A 21,882-nucleotide genomic window follows, 5' to 3' on the forward strand; every position below is an offset into this window, starting at 1 on the left:
ATGTAAATTATAAGCTTAAGTAATTTTCCCTCCATCTAAAATATAATAAGAGTCTACATCATTATTAAAATATATATATATTGTCTATTTTTTTATTTTTAATACAAATCATAACATCATATAATGAAATATTATATCACAAGCATATGTAATCAGTACTATATATTAAGATATGCATTGCCAAATTTAATACTAAAAGTCTAACCTACAAAATAAAAATAGGGTGTGTATTAGTAGCATAACTACTAACACAATCACCCTTAAAGTAAATTTATTTTAAATGATTTATTTATTATTAAATTTATTTTTTATCTTGTTTCTTTTTAAATCCTAAACCTAAAGCTCCAAGAACTACAGCTAAAGCTCCAACTCCATAAGCACCTAAAGGAATAGTTTGTCCAGTTTGTGGTAACTTATTACCTGGTTTGTTTTCAGGCTTAACCTCTGGCTTAACTTCTGGTTTTGGATCTGGTGTTGGTTCTGGATCTGGTGTTGGATCTGGGTCCGGTGTTGGATCTGGGTCTGGTGTTGGAATTGGATCTGGTGTTGGGATTTCATTAACATCTAATTGATCCCCATTACCATTTGCTAATATTTGAGTTCCATATCCATTTAATTCACTGTTGTATAATGCCTTAGCATTATTGTCTTCGTCAACGAAGATCATGTGATTTAATTTCCAGTCCTCTTTATTACCCATCATATAGTGTACGTTTGCACTATATAAGTTACCTTCTTCTTGTTGTAATTTCTTTTCAACAATTTCACCAGTCTTAGTATTTACATAAGAAGCTCGAGCTTCTTTAATACCTTCATTTAACTTGAAGAAACCTTTAGCGTCTGCTCCTACACTATTTATAGATATACCCTTAAGGATAACATCTGCATCAGCCTTTTGAGCATCCATATTTGAAGGCATGTTAGCTTCATCCATCTTAGCTATGTGGATTTTAGCTGAACTTCTATCCTTACTTTCTTCAACAACGAATACTTTTAATCCAAGATTATCAAGCTTAACACCATGTTGAGCTTTTTCATCATAGTAGCTCTTACTATCATTAAAGCTAGGAACTGCATCAGTTACATTATCAGTAGTGATAGTACCTTTACCCCAGTCAATGTTAAGTGGTGTAGTATCTCTCAATCCGAATGCAGCATCATGCATGTTGAATCTTCTATTATCAACTCCACTTGAACCATCAGCTTTGCTATAAGTTACTAAATCTTGTCCAGCATCAACTACAAGAACGTTAGCTTCACCTGGATGTTTTCCATAATCTTGATCTGGTTTACTTGCAAGGAACTTATCATTTACATACCACATTAATAGACCGGCATCATATTTAAGGTCTTCGTAATGATTCCATGGGAAGTTTATAAGACCTTCATCAACTAATCCATTTTCACCATTTCTCCATTCTAAGAAGTAACGTCTTCCTGTATGTTTGAAACCTTCAGATTGCTCAAATCCTTTTAATTCAAATTTGCTAGCTCCTTCAGCATCATCTTCAAATATAACTGCATCATCAGCAGAAATCTTAATTTGATCTACAAACATACCAGGCATAGAACCATTAGTATCATTCCAAATGTGGAACTTAAGCTCTATTTCTTTACCAGCATATGCACTTAAATCAAACTCAGCATCTACCCAAGTCTTGCTTGTTCCTGTTATAGCATGTCCTGGATTTCTTTCTCCGCCTTGGTTAGCATTAGGGTTAGTATCAGTTGTGATATTACCTTTTACAGCTTCCCACTTATCAGTACCAACTTCTTTTACTTGAACTGATGCATAATCCCAATCTTCTTCTATATCATACCAAGTTTTAAATTGTAACTTAGCTGCTTTATTTGCTTTTAAATCAACCTTATTAAGAATCATATCACCAACGTGACTATCGCCAGTTCCACTATAATAAGCTTGTTTACCTTGAATCATATCAACTATTTTTTCTTTGTTGTCTGGTAATTGGATAGCAACGTTATTAAGTCTATTCCCTCTTACTGAAACTTGATCTAATTCTACATCCATACCATCAGCATCAAGATCGCTTAAGTTAATATTTTTAGTGTTACTCCAATTTAACTTCTTGCCCTTAGCCTCAAAAGATGTTTGTAACTGATCTCTACAATAAGCACCATAACTATTAGGCATAGCTCCTCTTATTGTACCAGTATAACTACCACCCATTACAGACCAGTTTTGAACTGCTGGATCACCATTACCATATAAGTCAGGTAATCCTAAAATATGTCCAAATTCATGGTTAAATAAGTCTATTGGCATATCTTGAGACATTACAACATAACTTTGAGCTTTCCAAGTCTTACCATTGGCATCTTTAGCTTCTGGTACTTGATAACCTGAAGTAGGGTACCAATCAATATTAGCTCTAAACGGCCATATAGCATCTTCACCTAAAGAACCACCACCATGCTCTTCACCAGTACCTGGGTGTAATAATACTATAGAGTCTATTATTCCATCTGGTTCATAATAATTTCCATCACCATCAGCATCAAATTGATCTTCAACATCATATTGACTTAAATCTATATTTGGATCATTAACTGCATTTTGGAATGCTTCCATTACAAGCTTAGTAGCATTGTTTTGGTCACTTCCGCCACCATAGTCAGGGTCATTTGCCCCATAGAATGTAGCATTATTTTTAGCTAAGTATGGTCCAACTACATTCCCATCTAATGTATAACTTCCACCTGATTCTTCTTCAAAGAATTTCTTAACAGTCATATAGTCTCTTGTTTCAGCTGTTAAATTTCCTTCTTCATCAAGTTTACCTGCATTCCCCTTATAAGTATTATCCCCAAAGAATATGTTTTGATAAAAATCTGCTGTAAATTCTGGTGGATTAACTAAATAGTTATTTACTGACCATGTTTCATTCTTAACAAAGTCTGAATATCTATAATCTTGATATTCCATCATAATTACCAATGGTTTGGCTTTTACCTTTTCTCCATTCCATTGAGTTTTCTGAGCTGGAGCTATTGAGTTATTCACTCCTAGTGGAGCTGCTTCAACATTTGCCATAGGCGCAATTAAGCCTAACATAAAAACAGTAGAAAGTACCTTAGTTAGAGTTTTTTTACTAAACATTTTATCCCCCCATATTATAAATAAATTAAAAACCTAAAGAATAATTCAGAATATTAAAACTTTTGAAATTTTAAAACTTTAAAACTTTAAAACTTTTTAACAATTGTAACAAAGTAATAAATTTAATACAATAGTTTTTGTAAAATTTTTACCATTTTTGCCAACATATTTTTCCGACTTTTTATTTTGATTTTCGCACTTTAAGTTGCTAACACTACGACTTATCATAGATACTTTTTAATTAGAATTACAAAATTCTACTCTATTAAGAAATTTCTGCTGTTATATAATTTTATTTTTTCATATTTTTATTATTAAAGTTTATTTTAATTATAAAATTCATTCAAAATAAATTCAAATAAACTTAATAATTATGAATTTTTTTCCTTTCTTCCTTTTTTTCCAAGATAACTAAAACTAAAACGGTTAAGGCAGCTAAATAATCTGCAATAGAAGCGGCTAAAAATACACCTTCAGCACCTATTATTGCTGGTAATATCAAAGTTGCTGGTAAAAAGTAAATAAAAGACCTTCCCATAGATACTAAATTTGCATAAAAATCCCTTTTTGTAGCTTGATAGTAATTAGCATAGGTGTATACTATTCCAACTATAGGAACTCCCCCTAAATACATTAGCAAACGTTTGCTAGAAAGTTTTACCACTTCAGGATTGTCATTAAATATAGATACTATAAATTCTCCACCAAATATAAATAACAACAAAAATAAAAATCCTACAACTACATCTACTTTAACAGTTAATCTTAGAACTTCTTTCACTCTGTGATTTTTACCAGCACCAAAGTTATAACCTATAATTGGCTGTATTCCCTCTGCTATTCCTAGCAAAGTCTGTGCAGATATACACGATATGTATCCAACTATAGCAAAAACTGAAACATCAATTACAGTACCATACTTCAAAAGTAGCTTGTTTTGTATAAGACTAATAACACCTAAAGATATTTGTATTCCAAAGGATACAAAACCTGATATAACAATAGCCTTTAAAAGTTTTACATTAAACCTTAAATTTTCTTTTTTTATCTTAATATTAGATTTTCCCTTAGTAAAATAATATAACATGTAAAGACAAGATAAAGTCATACATATTGAAGTAGCTAGGGCTGCCCCCTTAATTCCAAACGGAAGTACTGATACAAATAACCAATCAAGCACAACATTTCCTAGTGAACTAATGACTCCCACCTTCATAGCCACAGCTGGTTTTCCATCAGCTCTTATAATTGGATGAAGTGATGTTCCTATCATTTGAAAGAAGGCTATACAAAATATAATCTTACTATAATCAATAGTTAAGCCTAATACCTCTCCACTTGCTCCTAAAAAACTCATTATAGGACCAACAAATATAAGCACTATTGCACTTATTGCTAAAGCTATACTTCCAAGAGTAATCATAGCAGTTCCTAAGACCTTCTCTGCTTCCTCATCTTTCCCCTGTCCTCTTTTCATTGAAACCCATATGGATGCACCTACACCAAAGAGAGCTGCTATAGCCCCATTTATACATAAAATAGGGAATTGAATATTAATAGCCGCTAAGCCTAACTCCCCAACATTGTTTCCAATAAAGATTCCATCCACAATAGCGTACATAGCATTTACCAGCATCCCCACAATACCTGGTATAACAAACTTAATAAATAAACTCGGTATTCTCTTTTCTAAAATTTCTTTGTGCATAAATTTCCCCCTTACGTAAAAAAATAATGGCTAAAATATAAGTTTTCTTTCATTTTTAGCCATTTATAACTATAATATAACATATTTTAGATTTTTATTCAATATGCTTCAATATACTTCTTATAGTTTCTTATATATTCGATTTTCTTTATACTTTAATAAACAGCCTCCGTATAATTATTCATCAAAGCGATCTAAATTCATTACTTTGTTCCACACTGCTACAAAATCTCTTAAGAACTTCTCTTCATTTCCATCACATGCATAAACCTCTGCTACTGCTCTAAGTTGTGAATTTGATCCAAATATAAGGTCTACTCTACTTGCAGTCCATTTTAAATTTCCTGTTACTCTATCAAGTCCTAGGAACCTTTCCTTAGCCTCAGGTGATGGTTTCCACACTGTATTCATATCAAGAAGATTTACAAAGAAATCATTTGTAAGACACTCTTCTCTTTCCGTAAATACTCCATCCTTAGAATTATTATAATTAGTATTTAATACCCTCATTCCACCTATTAATACTGTCATTTCTGGAATTGTTAGAGTTAATAATTGTGACTTGTCAATTAATATATCCTCTGCCTTTACTGAATACATACTATTTACGTAATTTATAAATCCATCTGCCTTAGGTTCTAATACACTAAAGGATTTTATATCTGTATCCTCCTGTGTTGCATCAGTTCTGCCTGGAGTAAAAGTTACATTTACTTTATAGCCTGCCTTCTTTGCAGCTTCTTCAACTCCTACACAACCACCTAAAACTATAAGATCCGCTAAAGAAACCTTTTTTCTTCCCTTTCTATGATGACGATTAAATTCATCCTGTATATCTTCTAATACCCTTAAGACCTTTCTAAGCCTTTCTGGCTCATTTACCTGCCAATCTTTTTGAGGCAACAATCTTATTCTGCCTCCATTTGCTCCCCCACGTTTATCAGAATCCCTAAAGGTTGATGCTGAGGACCAAGCTGTTGCAACTAACTCCGATATAGATAATCCCGAATCTAAAATCTTCTTTTTAAGTTCACTTATATCCTTATTGTTAATGATTTTATAATTAGCTCTTGAAACTGGATCTTGCCAAATGAAATCCTCCCCTGGAACTTCCGGTCCAATATACCTTGACTTCGGCCCCATATCTCGATGTGTAAGTTTAAACCAAGCACGTGCAAAATCCGCCTCAAATTTTTCTGGATTATCTAAATAGTTCTTTGCTATTTTTTTATAAATTGGATCATAAATAAGAGATAAATCTGCTGTAGTCATCATAGGTCTATGCTTTTTAGATTTATCAAAAGCATCCTCAACCATATCCTCTTCCTCTACATCCTTTGCTAGCCATTGATATGCGCCTGCAGGACTTTTCACAAGTTCCCATTCATATTTAAATAAGGTCTTTAAGTACCCCATTGTCCATGCTGTAGGCTTTGCCTTCCATGCCCCTTCAATACCACTACTTATAGTATCTGGGCCCATGCCTGTCTTATAGCTATTTTTCCATCCAAGTCCTTGTTCTTCAATAGGTGCCGCCTCTGGTGCTTCACCCACATATTTAGGAGATGCTGCCCCATGACATTTACCAAAGGTATGTCCACCAGCTATAAGCACAACTGTTTCCTCATCATTCATAGCCATTCTTGAAAATGTTTCCCTTACATCATGAGCCGATGCTACAGGATCTGGATTTCCCTTTGGCCCCTCTGGATTCACATAAATCAATCCCATCTGAACAGCAGCTAAAGGATTTTCAAGTTCTCTAAAAGCTCTCTCAGATTTATTACGGTCAGCTCCAAGCCACTCTTTTTCACTTCCCCAATAAATCTCCTCCTGAGGCTCCCAAACGTCCTCTCTTCCTCCACCAAAACCAATAGTCTTTAGTCCCATAGATTCTAAGGCACAATTACCTGTTAGTATAATAAGATCTGCCCATGATATCTTATTACCATACTTTTTCTTAATATCCCAAAGCAAACGTCTAGCTTTATCTAAATTTATATTATCCGGCCAACTATTAAGCGGAGGAAAACGTTGAAGTCCCTGACCTCCGCCCCCTCGCCCATCACCTATTCTATAGGTTCCAGCACTATGCCAAGCCATACGAATAAAAAAAGGGCCATAGTGACCATAATCAGCAGGCCACCATTCCTTTGAATCTGTCATAAGCTTATACAAATCATTCTTTAGTCCATAATAATCTAATTTACTAAACTCCTCTGCATAATTAAAATTCTTAGACATAGGATTACTTTTGTCACAGTTTTGACGCAAAATATTAAGCTTAAGTTGATTGGGCCACCAATATTCATTCGTAGTACCACTACCAGCTACCCCACTACTCTTGCCCGTAACTGGACACTTCATTTCCGACATATAATCTTCTCCTTGTATGAAAATATTTTCACAGTAAATTATATGATTATTACAGATTTATATATCAAAATAATTGAAAACTACAGTTTTAATTTAATTCATAAAAAAATAAGAGTTAAAAACTTAACTCTTATTTTTCACTATCCTTTAATTCTCTTTATTCTTGCTGTACCTCAATTCCTCGATTCTTCTTTTTCCTCTCTATTAAAAGTATTATCATAACTGTTGTAACTGCACAGTAATCAGCTACAGCTGCTGCTATAAACACTCCTTCTACTCCAATGAAGGCAGGAAGTATTAAGGTTGCTGGAAGTAAGTATATAAATGAACGTCCCATAGAAATTAAGTTAGCATATACATTCTTCTTAGTTGCTTGATAGTAATTAGCAAAAGTATATACAAGTCCAACTACAGGAACTCCCCCTAAATACATAAGGAGTCTTCTGCTTGCAAGTTCAACCACCTCTGGATTATGGTTGAATATAGATACAATCAAATCTCCACCAAAAATAAAAATAAATAAGAATAAAAATCCTAAAACAAAGTCAACTACAATTGTAAGTCTTAGAGTTTCTTTGGTTCTCCCAATATTTCCCGCGCCATAATTATATCCAATTATAGGCTGAATACCCTCCGCAACTCCTACTAATACTTGAGCAGACATCACTGATATATATCCAACTATAGCAAAAACAGAAACGTCAATAACATTACCATAGTTTAAAAGTAACTTATTTTGTATTAAAGTCATTATTCCTAAGGATACTTGAATTCCAAAGGATACAAATCCAGAAATCATTATAGTTTTTAATAAGTACGGTCTGAATCTTAAATTGTGTAGTTTTAACTTAACATTGGATTTTCCACTTACAAAGTAGAAAAGTAAGTAACTTCCTGCTAAGGTCATACCTATTACAGTAGCCCATGCAGCTCCCTCTATTCCGAAGCCTAACTTAATTACAAAAAGCCAATCTAAAACTATATTAATAAGAGCACCTGTAACCAAAACCTTCATAGCTAAAGCTGGATTTCCATCGGCTCTCACAATAGGGTTCAATGCACAACTTAATACATAGAAAATAGTAAACATAAAAATAATCCTACTATAATCCATAGTTAAGGTAAGTACTTCCCCCTCTGCTCCTAAAAATATCATTAAGGGTTCTAAAAATGTAAGTCCTATTATAGTAATAACAAGAGCTAAAACAACCACTGTTAAAATAGTAGTACCCAGTAGTTTTTCAGCTTCTTCCTTTTTTCCTTCTCCACATTTTATAGAAATCAAAATAGATGCTCCAACACCAAATAACATAGCAATAGCCATATTAATACAAAGCACTGGATAGTCTATGTTTACACTGGCAAGTCCAAGTTCCCCAACTCCATTGCCAATAAAAATGCCGTCTACAATAATATACATAGCATTTACAAGCATTCCCACAACTGCAGGAATAACAAACTTAATAAATAAACTACTTATTTTTTTTTGTAATATTTCCTCTCTCATAAGTCCTCCATAAAATTACGCTCATGTTGCTTCCCTACATAAATAAGCTTTTCATATATGCTTATACTATGTCTTAATCCCCTATGCCGTTCCCTAGTAATATATTTTCCCCCCTCATATATCCTTATATCCTCCATTTGTATAAAGTTTTAGCCTAAGACTATTAATTATACACGAAAACAATACACTTAATAACCCCCTTCAAATACCCAAAGTAGCTACATTGTCTTTAATTATTTAAAATCTTCTATTACACTTCCTCCAAAATTCTGCCCTAAATACTATGAAATCATTAAAGAATCTCTCTCATATACTGAGAATTTACCCAAACAACTACCCCACATACTATAAGAATAAAAAACTATACCTCAAATACTAGGAAATTATAAAAAAACTATGCCTGATACTATGAAGTCAAAAAACAGCTACCTCAAACACTCTAAAATAAAGTATTTGAGGTAGCTGTATATACTATTATTATATCCAAATTGCTTCTTTTAATATAGTTTTTAAATATATAAAAATATTTCTTTACTATAATATTCAACTAATATTTAAGTTGCTTCTTTACTATAGTCTTAGACTAAATTAAAATTGTTTTTCTACTATAGTCTTAAGATCTATATCCAAGTTGTTTCTTTAATATAATCTTCAACTAAATCTAAGCACATCTCTGGATGTATAGTTTCTTCATGAGAAATAGCTATTATAGACATTGCCATAGCATATCTCACGGTTTCCTTCATAGATAAGCCATTCATATACCCATAGCATATTCCTGCTACAAAGGAATCTCCTGCCCCTGTAACATTAACTACTTTTACAGCACTGCTTTTTAAGGTTCCACATTCATTAGCATCAGCATAATATATCCCATCTTCATCAAGGCTTATAAATACCTTCTCAACACCTAAATCTAAGAAATACTGTGCTGCTCTTTCAATGTCTTCCATAGTTTCTAGCTTAAAGCCACATAAAGCTTCTGCCTCAATTCTATTAGGCTTAATTGTATGAAAGTGCTTAACTAAATGTTTTATATGCTGTGCCTTATTTGCAGACACTGGATCTAAAATAAATTTTGTCTTACCACTAAACTTTGTAACTATATATTCTAAAATCTCAGGGTTATCAGTATCTAAACAAGTATACTCTGAGTTTTCTATAACCTCTGCCTTAGAATCAATAAATCCTGTATCTATCATGTCCAAGCTTTTCATGTCTACTATAGCTGACACCATTTCACCTGAATCATCTAAAATAGCCATATATGTTGGTGTAGAAACATTATCTAATATAAGTGAGTTACTCATATTATATCCTATTTCTTCTGCATTACTAAGCACTCTCTTTCCCATCTCATCGTTACCTAAAACAGAGATAAACTCAGTATTAACTCCAACTCTACATAAATTTTCGGCTATATTACGGCACACTCCACCTAGTGATACCTTAACCTTACCTGGGTTTGAATCATAGCATCTTAATTGTCTGTTACTAAGACCAAATATATCTATAATAGAAGCACCCAATACTAAAACATACGACTCTTTATTTTTCATTCTTCCCCCTCCTACCTAGCAATATAAATATTATCATATAAAAGAGGTTTATTGAATAATAAAGTTGAATTTTGTCGCAATATATTAAGATTTTTTATTGGAAAACTCTATTTATTTTCCATATCACTCAATCTTTCATTCAAAATATTAATTTGATTACATAAACAACTATTAATTTCTTGGAGATTAGAAATCTTTTCATAAATCTCCTTAAACTCTTTTGAAGTATTTTTATCCTTTTTACTACCTTCTTTTTTGCCTTTACCATGACCCTTAGATTTACAATTACAATAAATTTTACATTTCTTTATTAAGGGATTTTCTACATTGCTTGACTTGATGCCTACCCTGATATGTGAATTTTATTTGACTCTCTTATGAGTACAACCTACATTCTTACCTAAACTTCTTTTTTCAATGAAGCTTTCATCTTCTCTAAAACCTTTTTCTTTCTTCTTCTACAAACATGATAACTGCAATTATTTTTTTCTGCATACTCCTTAATTGATTCTCTTAAAAAATAATAGCTAACAATTAAATTACGCTCTTCATTATTTAAATTTCTAATTTCATTAAATAAATGAGTTCTTTCTTGCTTTTCTATGACATGTTCTTCTACTGAAAAGCCATCCCTCATAGTTTCAATTCTACTAACATTAAACTCCTCATCTATGTCAAAGGCCTGCTCCACACTATACTTCGCATTTTTTCTTATATCCATGTAATAATAATTTCTTAAAGACTTAACTAAATATCCAATTATTCTATCTTCCTCAAACCCTTGAAATTTATTTAAATCTACCTTACCTACTATAAGAAACAAATACATATAACCCATTTGCATAAAATCTTCTCTTTCATAACCATTAAGAAAACTCTCCCTGCTATACTTTTCTATATATGGACTAAATACATTTATTAGTTCCTCAGAAGCTTCCTCATTATTTAACTTAACCTCTCTTATAAGCTCAACTATGTTCCCAAATTTTTTATTGGTAAACTCCATACCCCTCTCTCCTTTTAATACCATCAATGCTTTATTCACTTAGAATACCTAAGCCTCAGTTCATCCTTAAACTTTAAATCAATCCTCCTTATCTCCTTTCCATATTTCAATCTATTAATCTCCTTTAACTTCTTTACGCTTCTCTATTACTTCTACTTATCTTCTATATTTCAATCTCTTAATCCATTCTCTCTATTTTTCAACTATTCTCTCTTAGTTTTTCTCCGTCTTTTAAATATCTATATATAAAATATGCTTTTTCATCAAATCACTGTTCATTTTTCGTAAAAAAAGTTGCAAAATAATATAAATTATTTTGCAACTCACAAATTATATTTATTAAATAATTTAAGAGTAAATCATTTAATCACACGTTCATTTCATCTTAGGATTCTTAATATGCCAATAATTTTAATAACCAAAACCGTATGCCAAAATAGATAATAGTATTAATCTGTATACTCACACTACACAATTATCATATTTTAAATTAAACTAGTTTATTTTTCTTATTCTTCAAATTCCTTACCACATTGAGAACAAATCATCTTGCCTTCAACCTTAAGATGTGGAGTCATCTTACCGCACACCGGACAAGGCTTCATATCATCTCCGTACCCCTTATTTTCAGTAGTCGGATCTGACATAATTCCTAATAAAACTAGTATAGAAGAAATACCCACTACAACCTGAGTTACAACATCTACATTAACACTAACATTTAAAAGTGCAAGAATTGCTGCCACTTGTGAAACTATACTTATTACAACGGAAGGATTTTTTAATCTTTTTAAAATATTTTTAATTTGCTCCACAAAACATTCCTCCATTCTTATAAATTAATATATAACTTATTAGGAAATTACTATTTCACATAAATTTCCACACATACTTCCCAAAGAAATTATATACCTATATTAACATATGATATTTTTCCTCTGTTTGTGCAAAGTTTCTCATGTTTTTTACAATTTTCACAACTAATATAATGGTTAAATGCAAGTTTTAAGGATTCAATAAATCTAATTTAAAATATATTTAGATAGCCTATACTATACTTTTACAAGATAGAAATCTAACTATAATGTCTCGATTAAATCTTAACGTAATATTTAATACATAAATATACTCTATTTAATAGACTATACGTCTCATTAAGTACTTATTTCCTATCCAAAAGTATTATTTATAATACCTCAAACTCAGTAAAAAATATACATCCTTTTATGCTATAATTTACCTCCTTTACCTAATATATTTCACCTTAAAATTCATCTATTATATTAGTTGTACTTTGAAATTTAAAAGGTATAGTGAAAAGATTATTTCTTAACCTATCTTATATAATAATCTTTCGCTAAATTTAAGGGGGATTCTATATTATGAAAAGTAAAAAACTTACAGCTTTAGCTTTAGCCGCAGCATTAATGACAGGAGCTGCTGGATCATATGCTTATTTCTCAAGCACCGCTAGCATCGAAACACCTGCTAACTTAATTATCGAAACCGGAAGCATGAATTTAAAGGCAGATAGTGGGGTTTGGGTTACTAATGACAATAATGAAACTTCCAAAGTAGATGTTACCGACGCAAATGGAAATACAACCACTAAATTTACTAATGTTAGACCTGGAGAAAGCTTCGTAAAGGATTATTATATTAAACCTACAGATAGCACATTAAAACAAAAGGTTGCTTTCACTGGTGGAAATATTAAAAATCAACCTGAGGGAATTTCTTTATCTTTTTATGCTGAATTTATTCAAAGAGATGCTGACGGAAATGTTATTGATTATTATCCAGTTTATGCTGGTAATGAAATCACTTTCAATCCTGAATTTAATGAAGAAATCCGTGTTTCAATAAAAGCTACTGCAAATACTTCTATGAATAATACTGACTCAACTAATGCCTCAAATCAATTAAGATCCTTTGACTTAAATGATTGCATAGAAAAACTAGTATTTACAGGTAAACAAATGAACCAATAAGTTTAATATTATTAATACTTAAATATAAAAGGATATTCTAATTATTTAGAATATCTTTTTATGTAATATATACCTTATAATATTGAAACTTAACTATATTATCTTATTAGTTGAATTTTAGTATTTCACTCTAAAATTATCAAACTAAGTAAGAGTTTACTCGAATAACTATATATCCAATGGGACTTTTAACTTTTATAGTAAAGGTAGGTAGCGTAACATGAAAAAACTTAATAAATCTTTATGTTTTATGGCTCTTATCACCCTACTTTGTATACCTATAAGTAATCATTCTGTATATGCTAAATCTACTAATGATATATTTATTACTGAGACATATACATCAAATGATGGCTATTGGTATCCAGGAAGGTCAGAGTCTAAAACATTCTCCATATTAAATAACATGGAGCAAAATATATTAATAAACAGACTTTATTTAAATTTAAACTCTTGTGCTAATTATAGCACTAATGAATTCTTATCTATAAAGAGCAAAGAATTCAAGGAAATATCAAAGAACTGCAATGTAACTTTAATGAAAGATAATAATAAATTATTAAGCACTACCCTATGTGACTTATTAAGTAATGATGGAGTTATACTTGATGAAAAGCTTTCTTTAAGTTCTAAAGACTCTCAAGAGCTTACTCTTTTAATAGATTTTAATTCAGAAATGAATAACAACGCTCAAGGTTTAGAACTAGACCTAAGTATAGCTCTTGCATACGAAGAAAATACTGCTGCTATTGGTTCAGGAAATAGTACTAATGGATCTATAAATAAGGGCTCAACTAATACTCTCCCACAAACTGGATCAAGTGTTGATAGATATTTGATATTTCTTGCCATAGGATTAGTTTCTGCCGTATCAGGACTAGCATTGATGGAAAGAGATTCTATAAAGAAAGGAGGTGTTCAAGATGAATAAAGCTTCTTTACTAGGTAGAAGGCAAAAATCTAAGCAATTACGAAGTAAAAATAAAAACTATAAAAAAGCTCTTTGTAGTTTGGGACTTTCATTAATAATGGCATCAACTGGCACCTTAGGAACCTATGCATATTTTACTACTAAAGCAGAACTTAATGCTCCAAGTAATATAATCTTAGAATCTGGAAGCGTACAAGCTGAATATAGTAAAGCTGTGAATATTGATGGCTTGGCACCTGGAGAATCTAAAAGTGATAACTTTAACATCACTAACACAGGTACTTTAAAACAAAATTTAGCCTTAAGTTTTGAACTTCTAAAGAATAATGAATTTAGTGATTCAGAATTCTCTGCTCTTGAATATTCTTTAAGTTTTGTAGATAAGTCATCTGAAAATACAAAGCAAATTAAAGCTATAGAAGCTATAAATCTAAGTGATTATATAAACAACAAAAAATCCATAAGCCTAACTTATACTGATGGTACTCCTGTTGTTCTAAATTCTAATTCTAACTTAGAATGTACAGTTTCTATAAAGTGTAAAGATAACATACCTGAATCAGCTTCAGGTAAAATTGCAAAGTTTAATTTAAAACTTACTTCTACACAATTAACTACTGACTAGGGGAGGAATAGTTATGATGAGAAATAAAAATGCATTTATGGCCATTGCTCTTGGGTTAGTGTTAACTACAGCCGGCAGTGGAGCAACTTATGCATACTTCAGTTCACAAATAGTACAAAGCAATACTGTAAGGATGAGTGTATTTAAAAAATTCAAAATTGACTTTACTGTAAATTCAACTAAAGCCGTAGAAAGTGTAAATGGTAAATTCGCATCTTATACAACAGAAAATACAGATAACAACTTAGGTGGAATGAAATTTAAAATAAAAGCGGAAACCGAAAATGGTAAGGAAAGCTTAGGTAATGACATAAAAATTGTATTTGGTGCTAATTGGGATAAAAAAAATACCGCTACTTGGAATCCAAGCACTAAAACCATCTATGCTTATTTACAACCTTCACTTCTTTATTATGAGTCAGGTATAGAAAATTTAATAAATAAAGCTTCTATTCCTGATATAAAGAAGATAGATTTTGATAAGATTGGTGGATTATCCGGAATTGCTCTTTCCACTTCTGATACTTGTAGCGCAACATTATCAGGAGGAATTAACACAGTAAAAGCAACTAAAGAAAGTACCATGCTTACTATATCTAAGGCACCAGAAATAGATGGTAGCTTTGATATAAACTTCAAAAATAATAATAACATTAATATAACTAAAACCATCAAGGTATCTACCAGTGATTCAGCAAAGTCTATTTTAAATAAGGTAAAAGATAATCTTTTATCAGTAGATACTATTAATAAATCCTATGATATAAAGGTTAATTCTAATACAATTACAATAACTAATAAGAATGCTGGTAAAAATACAGATATAGATATTAATTTACTTGTTAAATAGTAATCTACCACTAAAGTAGACTTTTTTACTATGATTTGTATCTAACTTTTAAGTTCCCAAGATATAGGTCTATGTAATAATATAAATTTTGGAGCTGTCGCATTAAAAATTTCACATACAATATATTGTTTTGCAGTTTTAAAATTAACACAATATATTGTAGAGTTTATTCTTAGTGCGACAGCTCCTTTTTATAATCTATTAGCAATAATTTTCTTAATTAAAACACATCATGCATTCATTAAAATTATCTAATATTTATTTTTAATTCTATGTATATACTTTTCAATATTAAAGCTAGATCATAGAAATTTATTACATATTAAATTTTTTTAATCTTATAAAATATGAATGACGGTTATTTAACGCAAGATATATATTATAAAAATCTACTACTTTAGTATAATCATTAATACTTTTAGGTATAAGATTAAATACCTCTTTTAGATAAATAAAATATAGTCCCTTTACAGTAAAAATTTACCTCCAATGCCTAATATGTTTAAAATCTAAATTACATTATCATATTACTTGTGGCACTAATAAACCAAGAGGTTATACAACATATGTCACTAATACTTTCTATTAATTTAAACTTAATATTTTAAAAATCTAAGGGGGATTCAATTATGAGAAGATCTAAAATAGCTGCATTAGCTTTAGCAGCAACAATGTTAACTGGTGCTGCAGCTGCAGGATCATATGCTTACTTCACAGCTAAAACTGAAGTTACTACTCCATCTAACTTAGTTATACGAACTGGTAAAATGAACTTAGAAGTATCGAAGGAAAGTGCTTGGGATACTCAAAATATGGGAACATGGGACAAGGAAACTATAGAATCAACTTCATCAGAACTTGAAAATGGTAATACTAGCTTTGAACAAGTAAAACCAGGTGAAAGATTCTCTAAAATTTACACAATCACTCCAAAGGATAGCAACTTAAATCAAAAGGTTACTTTTACTGGTGGAGACATACTTCCTGAAACTAATGACTTCCACATAAACTATGTAGTTAGACACAATAATGGTTCAAGCTCTGTTGATGTTAACAAGGGAGATGTAATAAACCTTGCACCAACAGATGAAATAGAAGTATGTGTATACGTAGATGTTAAACCTTCAATGACTGGAGAAAACCTTGGTGGCGAACAAGACAAGCTATTTGATTTAAGTGACAACATTACTCCAATAGAATTCCAAGGTGCTCAAATAAACGCTCAATAATGTTTTTAAATATTTAATTAAAAAGGCATTCTTTCTATAAAACTAGAATGTCTTTTTTTAATAGTAATAATATCATTTCTTATGGAATGTATATTTGATAGAGGTGAAGAATTCTATGCTTAAGCTAAAAAAACTGTTTAATAAAACTATATCCATATTAATTACCATTTTGTTAATAATATTATGCCTTAACACTCTTTGCACCAAATCTGATGTTATGTTTAAAATAATTGGATTTAGAAATTATACTGTTCTAAGTGGTAGCATGGAACCAACTATACAGCCTGGAGATGTAGTATTTATTAAACATAAAAATAAATCTACTATAGGATTAAATGACATAGTTACATTTAGAGAAGATAATAAAATAATTACTCATAGAGTAATTGAAGACTCTGAGAAAGGCTTTATAACTAAAGGAGATAATAACAACGTGGCTGATTCAACTATTCTAGAAGCTGAAAATATTTTAGGCAAGGTAGTTCTTACAGTTCCTAAAATAGGATATATATTATCATTTTTATCCAAACCATGGATTGTAACCCTAGAACTATTACTACTTGGATTCACATTCTTTTTTATCGGAATTAAGGGTACTGATGATTAATCATATTAGGAGGTGTATTTTATGAATGCTATTATTATTTCTGAATATTTTATAGTACAGGATGCTATAAATCAACTTCTTTATAAGAACTTTAATATAGAAGAAATCAAAAATCTAAAAGAGCTAAATTCATTTAAAGAATTGAATCTCATGAATTATGAACTTTTAATAATTAATATGGACTATGAAGATGACAAAATTATTTCTTTAGTAAGGTCCATAAAAAACAATTACCGTAATATACAAATAATTATGTTGAATTTCAAATCCAATCTTAACTTAGCTTTAGAGTATATTCAATCTGGTATAGATGCTTACTTATTAAATATTAAAGAAAAGGATGAGTTTATTTATGCTATACGCAAAGTCCTAGAAGGTAAAAAATACTTTGATAGTTCTTTACTTGAAAAAATATTAAATGATTCAACTAAAAATAGAGCCTTAGATTTAACTGACCGAGAAACACAAATTCTTGAAGAAGTGTCAAAGGGATTAAGTAACAAAGAAATAGCCTCTATTTTATACCTATCTGAGTATACTGTAAAAAAACATATTAGTAATATACTAAAAAAACTTAAGTTAAAAAGTAGGAGAGATCTAATGATTTATGCACTTAAAAATCGTACAAGTTAATACCTATATTTACTATAGCAGAATGTAATTTAAGTGAAGATTTAATTATATGATGCTATTTTCTTTTTAAAATATTGTTATTCTCATCTATATTTATTTGCATATATGTATATTTATGTTTTAATTTGAAATTTTGTGTATATAGACTTCTAATTTAATAGTTATCATTCTTTTTTTTTCCATTTTTTCTTCCTTATACTTGATTATTATTGTATTTTTATATTATAATATATTGGTACATGGTATATTTAGCCTTAAATTCTATATATTTAGTTACATAACAATTTTTCTCTTAATTCCATTATATATTTTATTTTTAATTTTATAAGTTAACTCTTTAGATTTTATAATAATACTAGGTTGGCTTTTAATTTATATAATATGATGTAATTTTTATATTACATTACTATATTGCGGTTATTTTAAATGCATTTTAATTTTAAGTTTCAACTTAATTTTAGGAGGTAATTCAATGAATTCCATTATTATTTCAGATTCATTCATAATTAGAGATGCTTTGACAAACTTATTAAAAACAAACTTTAAGGTAGATAGTATAACCAGTTACCTAAATTTGAAGGAAGTATCCAATGAAAGTTTACAAAAAACTAAACTTTTAATTGTAGATTTAAAAATGGTTACAACTTCAGATATGTCTTACTTAAACAGTTTAAAGTTAAAATTTCACAACTTGAAAGTTGTTATTTTAGACCTTCTAAGCAATTCAAACACACTGTCAAGAGTAAGTACTTTAAATATCGATGCATATATTATAAACATTACAGATAAGGATGAATTTTCCCTTATAATAAAAAAGGTTCTAAAAAATGAAAAATACTTTGATAGCGAATTGATGGGAATGTTAATTAAATCAAATAAACGCTCACTTAATAAATCTCTACTCACCAAAAGAGAACTTGAAATTGTTTCTCAAGTATCTAAAGGCTTTGACAATAAAGAAATAGCAGAAAACCTATATATTTCTGAATACACAGTGAAAAAACACATTAGTAATATACTATCAAAACTCCACTTTAAAAATAGACGTGACCTTATGTTATATGCTTTAGATGATAAATAATTCATTTTAAGCACGTTTAGATACAATTAAAACAAAGTCTATTGAAAGCTTAACTCCTAAAGTATATTCTAAATATATAAGATCAACTACACCTTTAGTGTATAATCTTATATATTTATTTTTTTTGTTTATTGGTTATTTAGGAGGTATACAAAATGAACACACTAATATTATCCGATTCATTTATAGTGAAGGACTCATTGAGAAACCTATTAGAAAGCAACTTTAATATGGATAACATAGAAATGGCCAGCAAAATAAAAGACCTTTCTACAGAAATTCTTACAAACATGAATCTATTAATAGTAGATTTAAACGATAATGATAATGATTTATCATATATAAATAAACTAAAAGAAACTTTTAGAAACCTAAAAATAATTATATTCGATTTTTTCAAGGGACAAAGTAATTTATTAAATCTATTCAATATAAACATCGATGCATATGTTTTAAATCCTACAGATAAGATTGAATTTATTTATATAATCCGTAAAGTACTAGATGGCAAAAAATATTTCTCTAGTGAAATATTAAATACAATTCTCCAATCAAACTTAAAAGAATCCTCTTCCGCTAAGATTACAACCCGAGAATTTGAAGTTTTAAATTGCTTATCTAAGGGGCTTTCAAACAAAGATATCGCTAAAAGTTTATATATTTCTGAATACACCGTAAAAAAACACATCAGTAATATGCTTTATAAATTAGAATTAAAAAGTAGACATAGTCTTGTAATATTCGCCTTGGAAAACAACCTTTTCAAAGCCTAGAGGTTTTGATATCTGAATTTCTTAATATGAAATTCTATATATCTTTAGTCTACAATATATTTTGTTTTAATTTCCTTGATTTTTCTGTATAGCTAAATATCAAGCTCCAACTTAAGCTAAAATCTTGTGATTTTGCCTTAACTCTAGATTATATAAATTCTAGATTTTAATTATGCATATTTATATTTAAATTTATAAAATTTGCTATGCATATTTATAGCGAAAATTTAATATATATTATTTATGAGCTTAAGCTCATCCCTCAATATATAACTTATAAAATTTAAATCCTTTATAATTTCCCGATAATAAACCTTAATTATTAACCCTTAAATAAAAACAGTAGTTATGTAAAATAACTACTGTTTTTATACCTACACATTAAGTTTAAGCATTTAGTTTTAAGCTTAGCCATTTAGTTTAAATCTTTATAGTTCTATAGCTTGCCGATTCAATTTAAACTTTTGCATCTATTTAAAGCTTAACAACTTAACTTCCTCTTTATATCTCTGTATAAGCTTTATCACTTGGCTTAAAGCTTTACCTATATATGAAATTTAACGATTTACTTCAAATAATTATCTATAATTCTAAACTTTAATTCTAGTTCATTTCTTATATCCTCATTAAACTTATCAAAGGTCTCCACTAATAAAGCATTTACTCCGTGATTTGCATCATTAAGTGCTTTATCAATCTCCATAATAATATGGTCACCAAAATATCTACAAACCTTATCAAGATGCCCATAACAATATAATCCCGTATCTCTATCTTGATCTACATCAATAAATATATCATACCAGCTTATATCCTCTAAGCCACTTAAAATTCTCTTTTTAAAGTCACCCTCTTCTAATTTTCTTAATTTATTTATACCACTACACTCTGCCTCTTCAAAATTAGGCTTAACAACAAACTCATTAAAGCTATCCTCTAAGACTATCTTTCCATTTGTAAGATTATTTATGTATAACCTAAGAGTAGTTAAAGTTTTCTTTATCTTTTCATTTATATCAAAATATAAATTTCCCTTAACCTCATCATAATATAAATAACTTCTCATGCATTTATGTTTATATTGAGCTAATATGCTCTCAATTATAGACTCTCTCCTACTATAAATAAGTTTATTAAATTCATCCAAGCCACCTTGCATTGCTGCTTGATAACTTTCATACTTAAATCTCCATTCATCTACCCCATTATATGTAGGAGTAACGTACTCCTCTCCCCTAAATATAGAAGACTTTGAAATAGACTCTAAAATTTTAGGACCTTCTATACTCCTGCCTATGTAACCCAGCAAATCTTCTTTGTTTCTATTTTTCAAATAACTAACTATATAATCACTCATATCTATTGCTATTTCTTCATTACCATCACCAAAAATACCATTTAAGCATTCCCCTCTAAACATACAATCATCAATAGTACTCTGTTCACTCTCCATTATCACTTCTAACATTAATGTTCCCTCCCCAATTCAACAACCGTCATAATAATAATTCAATGATAAAATAGCAAATATATACCTTTTTAATTTTCAGATTACAGCTACATCCCAAACATTATCATCTTGAGATAATAACTACTTCTCTAAACCCTTACCAAAAACCTCTGCCTCTATGATATAACCCTCTTGTTTCTTTTTCTTAACCTGTGCCGTTGGTATCCTATCTAAAATAGCCTAAAGAGCTAAGTCATTACATTTAAATCTTACATTAGTAAGCTCCCCTGTGTACATAAACTGAACCCTTTTCCTAAACTCCCCCTCTTGAAATCTCTCCACATATGGAATCCTAAATTTTTTCTCAGTGCATACTATATTCTTCATTCTATCTACTGGTAAAACCATAGTATATTACCTCTTTTACCCAAATAG

The 21,882-nt window shown here is 30.0% G+C and carries 18 protein-coding genes; 9 read left to right on the forward strand and 9 right to left on the reverse strand.

Annotation, left to right across the window (positions count from 1 at the left end; translation table 11 throughout):
* Positions 1 to 301 precede the first annotated feature (301 nt).
* The 7 genes from BUA48_RS13500 to BUA48_RS13530 all read right to left on the reverse strand — a co-directional run bounded on the left by BUA48_RS13500 (position 302) and on the right by BUA48_RS13530 (position 12,092).
* Entirely contained in the window at positions 302 to 3,121 is a 2,820-nt protein-coding gene (locus tag BUA48_RS13500) for an immune inhibitor A domain-containing protein (protein WP_084666357.1), read from the reverse strand.
* A gap of 364 nt (positions 3,122 to 3,485) precedes the next feature.
* On the reverse strand, positions 3,486 to 4,829 hold the full coding sequence (locus BUA48_RS13505; protein WP_072832591.1) for an MATE family efflux transporter: 1,344 nt from the start codon (positions 4,827 to 4,829) through the stop codon (positions 3,486 to 3,488).
* Positions 4,830 to 5,006: 177 nt separating this feature from the next.
* Positions 5,007 to 7,205, reverse strand: coding sequence for a catalase/peroxidase HPI (katG, locus tag BUA48_RS13510; protein ID WP_072832592.1), 2,199 nt, complete (start codon positions 7,203 to 7,205; stop codon positions 5,007 to 5,009).
* 157 nt (positions 7,206 to 7,362) lie between these two features.
* The gene (locus BUA48_RS13515; protein WP_072832593.1) at positions 7,363 to 8,712 is read right to left on the reverse strand and encodes an MATE family efflux transporter; all 1,350 of its coding nucleotides are present in this window, start codon (positions 8,710 to 8,712) and stop codon (positions 7,363 to 7,365) included.
* Positions 8,713 to 9,332: 620 nt separating this feature from the next.
* On the reverse strand, positions 9,333 to 10,271 hold the full coding sequence (locus BUA48_RS13520; RefSeq protein ID WP_072832594.1) for a carbohydrate kinase family protein: 939 nt from the start codon (positions 10,269 to 10,271) through the stop codon (positions 9,333 to 9,335).
* A gap of 400 nt (positions 10,272 to 10,671) precedes the next feature.
* Positions 10,672 to 11,277 carry a sigma-70 family RNA polymerase sigma factor gene (locus BUA48_RS13525; RefSeq protein WP_072832595.1) on the reverse strand — a complete coding sequence of 202 codons (606 nt, stop codon included), beginning with the start codon at positions 11,275 to 11,277 and terminating at the stop codon, positions 10,672 to 10,674.
* Between the two features lie 509 nt (positions 11,278 to 11,786).
* A complete protein-coding gene (locus tag BUA48_RS13530; RefSeq protein WP_072832596.1) occupies positions 11,787 to 12,092 on the reverse strand; it encodes a phage holin in 306 nt (101 codons plus the stop codon).
* Between the two features lie 567 nt (positions 12,093 to 12,659).
* On the opposite strand from BUA48_RS13530, the gene BUA48_RS13535 reads away from it, so the two are divergent.
* The 9 genes from BUA48_RS13535 to BUA48_RS13575 all read left to right on the forward strand — a co-directional run bounded on the left by BUA48_RS13535 (position 12,660) and on the right by BUA48_RS13575 (position 19,997).
* Positions 12,660 to 13,268, forward strand: a complete 609-nt coding sequence (locus BUA48_RS13535) for a SipW-dependent-type signal peptide-containing protein (RefSeq protein ID WP_072832597.1) — start codon at positions 12,660 to 12,662, stop codon at positions 13,266 to 13,268.
* A gap of 220 nt (positions 13,269 to 13,488) precedes the next feature.
* Complete coding sequence (locus tag BUA48_RS13540) at positions 13,489 to 14,199, forward strand: hypothetical protein (RefSeq protein WP_072832598.1); 711 nt, start codon at positions 13,489 to 13,491, stop codon at positions 14,197 to 14,199.
* Positions 14,192 to 14,824, forward strand: coding sequence for a TasA family protein (locus BUA48_RS13545; protein ID WP_072832599.1), 633 nt, complete (start codon positions 14,192 to 14,194; stop codon positions 14,822 to 14,824). The genes BUA48_RS13540 and BUA48_RS13545 overlap by 8 nt, the downstream gene beginning before the upstream one ends.
* A 13-nt stretch (positions 14,825 to 14,837) precedes the next feature.
* Entirely contained in the window at positions 14,838 to 15,674 is an 837-nt protein-coding gene (locus tag BUA48_RS13550) for a M73 family metallopeptidase (RefSeq protein ID WP_072832600.1), read from the forward strand.
* A 629-nt stretch (positions 15,675 to 16,303) separates the two neighbouring features.
* The gene (locus tag BUA48_RS13555) at positions 16,304 to 16,903 is read left to right on the forward strand and encodes a hypothetical protein (RefSeq protein WP_072832601.1); all 600 of its coding nucleotides are present in this window, start codon (positions 16,304 to 16,306) and stop codon (positions 16,901 to 16,903) included.
* 115 nt (positions 16,904 to 17,018) lie between these two features.
* Complete coding sequence (locus tag BUA48_RS13560; protein WP_072832602.1) at positions 17,019 to 17,510, forward strand: signal peptidase I; 492 nt, start codon at positions 17,019 to 17,021, stop codon at positions 17,508 to 17,510.
* 21 nt (positions 17,511 to 17,531) lie between these two features.
* Positions 17,532 to 18,143 (forward strand): response regulator transcription factor, encoded by a 612-nt coding sequence (locus tag BUA48_RS13565; RefSeq protein WP_072832603.1) that lies wholly within the window; start codon positions 17,532 to 17,534, stop codon positions 18,141 to 18,143.
* 472 nt (positions 18,144 to 18,615) lie between these two features.
* Positions 18,616 to 19,224 carry a response regulator transcription factor gene (locus BUA48_RS13570; RefSeq protein WP_072832604.1) on the forward strand — a complete coding sequence of 203 codons (609 nt, stop codon included), beginning with the start codon at positions 18,616 to 18,618 and terminating at the stop codon, positions 19,222 to 19,224.
* Between the two features lie 155 nt (positions 19,225 to 19,379).
* Positions 19,380 to 19,997 (forward strand): response regulator transcription factor, encoded by a 618-nt coding sequence (locus BUA48_RS13575; RefSeq protein ID WP_072832605.1) that lies wholly within the window; start codon positions 19,380 to 19,382, stop codon positions 19,995 to 19,997.
* A 565-nt stretch (positions 19,998 to 20,562) separates the two neighbouring features.
* Here BUA48_RS13575 and BUA48_RS13580 read toward each other — a convergent pair.
* On the reverse strand, positions 20,563 to 21,465 hold the full coding sequence (locus tag BUA48_RS13580) for a hypothetical protein (RefSeq protein WP_072832606.1): 903 nt from the start codon (positions 21,463 to 21,465) through the stop codon (positions 20,563 to 20,565).
* A gap of 222 nt (positions 21,466 to 21,687) precedes the next feature.
* Positions 21,688 to 21,855, reverse strand: coding sequence for a hypothetical protein (locus tag BUA48_RS15660; RefSeq protein ID WP_178138989.1), 168 nt, complete (start codon positions 21,853 to 21,855; stop codon positions 21,688 to 21,690).
* Positions 21,856 to 21,882 lie beyond the last annotated feature (27 nt).

It is taken from the genome of Clostridium collagenovorans DSM 3089, from assembly GCF_900130005.1.
Lineage (GTDB): Bacteria > Bacillota > Clostridia > Clostridiales > Clostridiaceae > Clostridium_D > Clostridium_D collagenovorans.